The following is a 5902-nucleotide window of genomic DNA, read 5'->3' on the forward strand; positions in this document are numbered from 1 at the left end:
TCTGTCGGATTCTCTGAGGTTTCATAAATCTTTCTAAATTCTTCCTTTAACTCGTGCATCTTTTTCAAATTTGGGAAATTTTCTTTGATAGCTTCTAGTTTGATTTTTTGAGTTTCCGTTAAATCTTTTTCATTTTTTAACAGGCTATATTTACTTCGCTTTAAAACTTCTAGCTTCGCTTCTTTTTCCGCTTTCTGTTTTTTATTTTTCTGCGCTTCTACGGCTCTTTTTTCTGCTTTTCTTTGTTCGTCTAACTCTTGATTAATTTGTTTCATTACATGGAATCTATCGGCGACTACCTCGGCCGATGGCATCAATTCTTTCACCAGATTTTTATAGGGCAACCAAAGGTCTATGCTCACTTCTTCAATTGGCTCTAACACCTCTTTTCCCCACCCTGTAAGCGTTTTCCTCAATTCTTCTTGTGTTCGCTTCTCTAGAATAGCTATTAGTTTTCCCGTATCTAAATTTACTAAAACCGCACAGTAATTTTTTTGTCCTTTGACTAAAGCGATTTCGTCAATTCCTAGTCTTTTTAATTCCGATAAATCTGGCTCTGTCATTTCTTCGGCGATGTCCTCTAGCATTCTTTGAATCTCTTCTTCAGTTACGTCATTTCTTCGACTAACATTTAAAATATCTCCTGATTTTAATTGTTCGAGTATATTCTCGGCTAGTCTTTTCGTATAGGTTCGTTTCTTGGCGACAAAATCTAACTCTTCGCTAAAGGGTTTCTGACAATTATTGCACTTAAATTGACGACGATTAACCTGTAGGTACACTGGTTGACCTGAGATTGGTAAATCTTTGACTAAATGTCGATGATTTTGGTGGAGTTTATCGCTCTCTAACCCACAACGAGGACAGGTGGCTTTTTGATTTTTCGATTCGATTCGGCAAACTATACCGATATTTTCTAGGTGTAGATAGCCTTGAATACAGGTTCCTTTTAGGTTCAAAAATTTGTCAAGTATCATAAGTAAAATAATCTCGTTTTTGGCTATTATATCAAATCTTAACTCAATTGTCTATCTTTTGGTATTAACCTGTTTGTGCCTTAAGTCCTTCCCTGTCTCGTTTTTGGCTATTATATCAAATCTTAACTCAATTGTCTATCTTTTGGTATTAACCTGTTTGTGCCTTAAGTCCTTCCCTGTATGGATTTCAGCTACTTTTGAGCGTAGGCGCTCTCATCGAATTTTATTTTAAGTTAATTATTTGCATAACAATTCCCGAAGAGCCGTTTTTTACCGGTCGAACCAGCGATCGATACTGCTCCAAATGCAGTTGTTAGGGATATGGGCAGCGATCGCTGTCCGGTTAGTGGATATGTTCGGCAATGATGCCAGTGCCACGGTTAAGGTGAGGTGGTAAATAGAAGTCGGTACAAATTTCATGAATAGCCGTACTCTTGAAGCATATCCAAAATTTCTGGGTCGTTCTCGTGTTGAAGAATTTGATTTACATCAAATAGCTTTATTAAACCAGATGTAATAAGTTCTTGAATCGCATTGAAGCGCCAACTATCGTCAGGATGATCTTGCGCGACAAACCACAGAAAATTGCCGACTTCTAAGGGGTGTTTATTGATTGCATATTGAACTAAAGACATCCATTCATCAAATGGTATGTTTTCAATAGCTTCGAGTACATTACTTGGTGATTCATTCTTCTGTAGCCGATATAGCCCCGCTGCAATTTGTGGGTGGAAAGCCCAATCTAAAGGAAATATATGCCGCGCAACCGAGAGCCATTGGGCTTCCAATGCTTCTTCGATGGTCATTATTCTAACGTCAGTTCGGGATAAGGGAGGAAAGAAAAGGCGGGGGCTAGTAAGCTGAAAAATATATAAACTCAGCACCCCCAACCCATCTATGTCTAGTCTAGAAGCTCTTTTCTGTCCTGTGGATGACGGATGCCGTGTATTTGAACCTAAATTAGAACAGACAAGGCTTTCAGCCGATAATAAAGCTCGTAAACGTGGCAAAATCTTGACTTTAAGCGAAATTATGACCATCCTGATCGCTTTCCATCAAAACCACTACCGTAATTTTAAACATTTCTACCTCGATCATGTTTGTGTCTACTGGCGACAAGAGTTCCCTCAACTGCCTAGCTATCAACGTTTTATCGAATGGATACCCTCGACTCTCATCCCCTTATGCGTTTACTTGAAGCATTGTTTTGGTCGTTGCACGGGGATTAGCTTTGTCGATGCCACCAAAATTCAGGTCTGCCATAATCGCCGCATCAGTAGTCATCGGGTGTTTGACAATTTAGCCGCACGGGGAAAAACCTCTGTGGACTGGTTTTTTGGCTTTAAACTGCATTTAGTGGTGAACGAGGAAGGAGAATTGCTCAACGTTCACCTTACCCCCGGCAATGTGGACGACCGCAAACCCGTGAACAAATTGCTACAATCCTTGTTTGGCAAAGTTTTTGCTGACCGAGGTTATGTCTCTCAATCCCTGGGGGAGGAACTGCTCAAAGATTTTGGTATTGAGTTTTTTGCTAAACCCAAGCGGAACATGAAAAATCGCTTAATCCGCCTTTATGACAAGCTTTTATCCCGTAAGCGTTCTATTGTCGAGACTATTATTGACCAACTCAAGAACATCTCTGGGGTTGAACATTCCCGCCACCGCAGCCCTGTTAATTTTTGCGTTAATCTTCTCTGTGGTTTGATTGCTTACTGTCACCAGCCGAAAAAACCCTCCTTGAAGATGGAATGGGCTTTACCCCCCGCTGCTTAACCCGAACTGGGGTTGAATACAGTGGAATGTACGATTAGGGAGGGAAGTTATCGTTTTTCTAAGATAACTCGACCGACCCAACTGCAGCAAAAAGCGTTAGATTTATTGGGAGTTTCCCTGATTTGTACCCAGTAACGGGGTGCTGGAAATTCTCTTAATCCCTTCTACAGCACAGGTTATGGCTTTTTGTCAACGGGGAAGTCCAGTTATTGAAGCAACATAAAGAAACAGGAGATATCCGTCCTCGTCCACAAGGGGGAAGTCCGCCAACCAAGTTAAATAGTGAACAACTGATAATTTTAATAGAAATCATCGAAGCTAACAATGATGCAACTCTCGAAGAATTATCGGACTTACTGTAGGAAAAGACACAGGTGAAAGTCAGTAGAGATACCCTGGGGCGGCTTACGCAAAAACTCAATTACAGTTTCAAAAAAAAAACACTACACGCGGCGGAAAAAGAAAGTGACAGAGTACAGCAAAAAAGAGTGGAATACTGGTCAGAAGTTAGGGAAATTGAGGCATCAAAACTAATTTTCATCGATGAATCGGGGGTAAATTTAGCCCTTTTGAGACTCTATGCTAGAGCCTTAATTGGCCAAAGAGCTCGGGGAAGAAAACCACAAAAAAGAGGGAGAAATATTTCAATAATTAGTGCTATAAGCTTAGAAAAAGTTGTGGCATCAGTCAACATATACGGTGCAGTGGATGCGGTAACATTTGAAGGATTTATTCTGAAGGAAGTGCTGCCAAAAATTAAAGAAGGAGACTGTCTGATCATGGATAACGCCAAGATTCATCTCGGAGAAATGGTCAGAGAAATAATCGAACAAGAAAAAGCTAGACTCATCTATTTACCTCCTTATTCTCCCGAATTCTCTCCTATTGAAAACTTTTGGTCAAAAGTCAAAGCGATATTAAGAAAACTGAAGGCAAGAACTTACAAAGACTTAATAGAAGGGATTGAATTAGCTATGTTAGAAGTTACTCAAAAAGATATTCGCAATTGGTTTACTCACTGTTGCTACTGTACCTCATGAGTCAGAGAATTGCTATAGCTAACGTTTTTAGTCTCTAAGCATTTATACTTATTGCAAAATTGGGGTGCTTCCTTTTAATAGGGGGTTATTTGTATTTTATCTACCAAGAATTCTTGCTTTTTGAGAGTCCTAAAAGCGTGTTTAACAATCCAATAAGTTTCTTTTGTCGGTGACTCATTTTGCCAACGTTTACAGGTATTTATTACCCAATCTGGACAAGATTTACTGGCATCATTTAACCAATTAGCAACCGAACGCTGTACATAATTACTGGAATCTGAACGAACGAATTCTAAGATGGTCAGACCTGTTTCAGGTTTTTCTTTCAAAGTCGGAATATGTTTACACCAAACACCACGAGGACGAGTAGCTTCTACCGCACAGCGTCGAATATTAGGATCTTGGTCTTTAACCCACTCTGTCAGTAAATCGAAGCTATGAGCTAAATCCTCGACAAGATAGGGTCGAAGAGCATACCAGGCGCATTCTCTGACAGATACGCTGCCATCTGCAGCAAACCTAACCATTATTTCCAATCTTTGGCGTAAGGAAAGAGTCTGGTTAGCGGCTATACTAAAAGCAGCCCAAGCTCTAACCATATCAGAAGTATGGTTAGCAAGAATTTCAAAAATTTCCGTTCGATTTTCCTCTTTTTCTAGAGATTGAAAGAGCATTTCACCAATACCTTTGAGTCGTTTTGTAATTCCTTGGTCTTGAAGTTTTAAACTTTGCTCATAAAGACTCCCGATTTGCTTTTCCCAACCTATTTCTGTCAAAATATTCCGCAGCAGAACAGGCAAATCAATGGCTAACCATTCTACGAGATTCACTGTCTCGATTTTTCCTTGATTGAGGACAATTAAGACCTCCTCTGGAATTTCAGATTTTCTGGGATATCCTTTCCTGGCTCTGAGTTTTTCAAGTGGAAGTTCGGTAAGCATCAATTCCCTCCATGACTTGGCTAATTAATAGGCTTCTTCGATTTGTCTATGCAACGTACAGGATTATGAGGAATGAAACTCTCATATAGAAAGAGATTTAGCGATTTTTGTCAATTGTTTTTGCTCTAGAGCGAACTAATCAATTAAGTCTCTTGTCAGATTAAGGATTTAGTCGATTTATGCTCCCCTATCGAATCATACCAAGTAACGGTTCATCTGAGTTTATTATACTCGATGTTCCAATTATCTGAAAATCTTATCTGGCAAGGGATTAATTCAATTTAAAGCTGGAAAAAACAGGAAAAATTGATAGCAGTTTTTATCAGAATGAGGTATGGGCAAGGGGCTTAAACCATTTGTTAGCAAAACTTATCGATACCTCAGTAACGTGAAAAGTGCTATATCTGGAAGGTGTTTCAAGCCTTTAAGCTCCTGATAAAACGCCGAGAAGCATACCAAATTCAGAAGAGTCAAAGTAACAAAGAACCATTAATAGTGAACCTTGAACTTAAATGCAGAAAAGTCATCGTTGTTTCATCAATCAGGGAAATAAATTCTTGGCAATCTGGTTCATTCATAAAGGACTGACTTGCTTTTTTAGCTGAAGTTATATTCCGCCAATGTACAATGTCTGCCCATTTGTCTCCCGTTTCAGTAACACTGAGTTCTCGGCTTAAAAACCCGTCCATTTTTTGCAAAATGGGGTTAGTTTTTTTCACTGCTGCCATCAAACTTGACTGGCTGACACCTGCTTTAGCCTTGAAAATTACTAGTTCTATGATGGTATTGTCCATATGTTATTCTAGGAAAGATTGCTAATTTATCTGACTCTACCGAACCTGTCATGGAAAACTATTAACAACTCATGCTTGTAAAGTTTGTACAGAGAGGGAGCTTAGGGATTTGGCTCTTCTAGACTGATTATAGCAAACTAGGAGTTTAAATAAGCATAAACCCTTAAACACAGAAATGTTGAATCTCGTAACAAAACTTTACATTTAAGAACATGACAACCCCAGAACGCCATTTTTCAGATTGAATAGACAATTTTCCTAAACCAGTGTACATAGCTGATATGTTAACACATAAAACTCTGTAAATAGCGCAATTTATCTAATAAGCTTTTACCAAATACTTCTTCAATATCTATTAGCCTGTCTCTTATACA

Annotated in this window: 6 protein-coding genes and 1 pseudogene; 2 read left to right on the top strand and 5 right to left on the bottom strand. The window is 39.1% G+C overall.

Annotation, left to right across the window (positions count from 1 at the left end; genetic code table 11):
• From IQ242_RS14770 to IQ242_RS14780, 3 genes are all read right to left on the bottom strand, one after another.
• Positions 1 to 977 (bottom strand): ISL3 family transposase (locus tag IQ242_RS14770; protein ID WP_193960479.1); only part of this gene is annotated, 977 nt, incomplete at its 3' end.
• 270 nt (positions 978 to 1247) lie between these two features.
• The gene (locus IQ242_RS14775; RefSeq protein ID WP_172456267.1) at positions 1248 to 1397 is read right to left on the bottom strand and encodes a hypothetical protein; all 150 of its coding nucleotides are present in this window, start codon (positions 1395 to 1397) and stop codon (positions 1248 to 1250) included.
• Positions 1394 to 1783 (bottom strand): hypothetical protein, encoded by a 390-nt coding sequence (locus IQ242_RS14780; RefSeq protein ID WP_193960480.1) that lies wholly within the window; start codon positions 1781 to 1783, stop codon positions 1394 to 1396. The genes IQ242_RS14775 and IQ242_RS14780 overlap by 4 nt, the downstream gene beginning before the upstream one ends.
• A 91-nt stretch (positions 1784 to 1874) precedes the next feature.
• Between IQ242_RS14780 and IQ242_RS14785 the strand changes: the two genes are divergently transcribed.
• Together IQ242_RS14785 and IQ242_RS14790 are read left to right on the top strand one after the other, a co-directional pair.
• Complete coding sequence (locus IQ242_RS14785; RefSeq protein WP_193960481.1) at positions 1875 to 2753, top strand: IS982 family transposase; 879 nt, start codon at positions 1875 to 1877, stop codon at positions 2751 to 2753.
• A gap of 203 nt (positions 2754 to 2956) precedes the next feature.
• A pseudogene (locus tag IQ242_RS14790) lies at positions 2957 to 3793 on the top strand (IS630-like element ISMae26 family transposase); the annotation flags it as partial.
• A gap of 74 nt (positions 3794 to 3867) precedes the next feature.
• On the opposite strand, the gene IQ242_RS14795 reads toward IQ242_RS14790, so the two are convergent.
• The gene (locus IQ242_RS14795; RefSeq protein ID WP_159250596.1) at positions 3868 to 4734 is read right to left on the bottom strand and encodes a DNA alkylation repair protein; all 867 of its coding nucleotides are present in this window, start codon (positions 4732 to 4734) and stop codon (positions 3868 to 3870) included.
• Between the two features lie 470 nt (positions 4735 to 5204).
• Positions 5205 to 5528 carry an antibiotic biosynthesis monooxygenase gene (locus IQ242_RS14800; RefSeq protein ID WP_159250597.1) on the bottom strand — a complete coding sequence of 108 codons (324 nt, stop codon included), beginning with the start codon at positions 5526 to 5528 and terminating at the stop codon, positions 5205 to 5207.
• Positions 5529 to 5902: the final 374 nt, after the last annotated feature.

The sequence above is a fragment of the Microcystis sp. LEGE 08355 genome (assembly GCF_015207185.1).
GTDB classification, from domain to species: domain Bacteria; phylum Cyanobacteriota; class Cyanobacteriia; order Cyanobacteriales; family Microcystaceae; genus Microcystis; species Microcystis panniformis.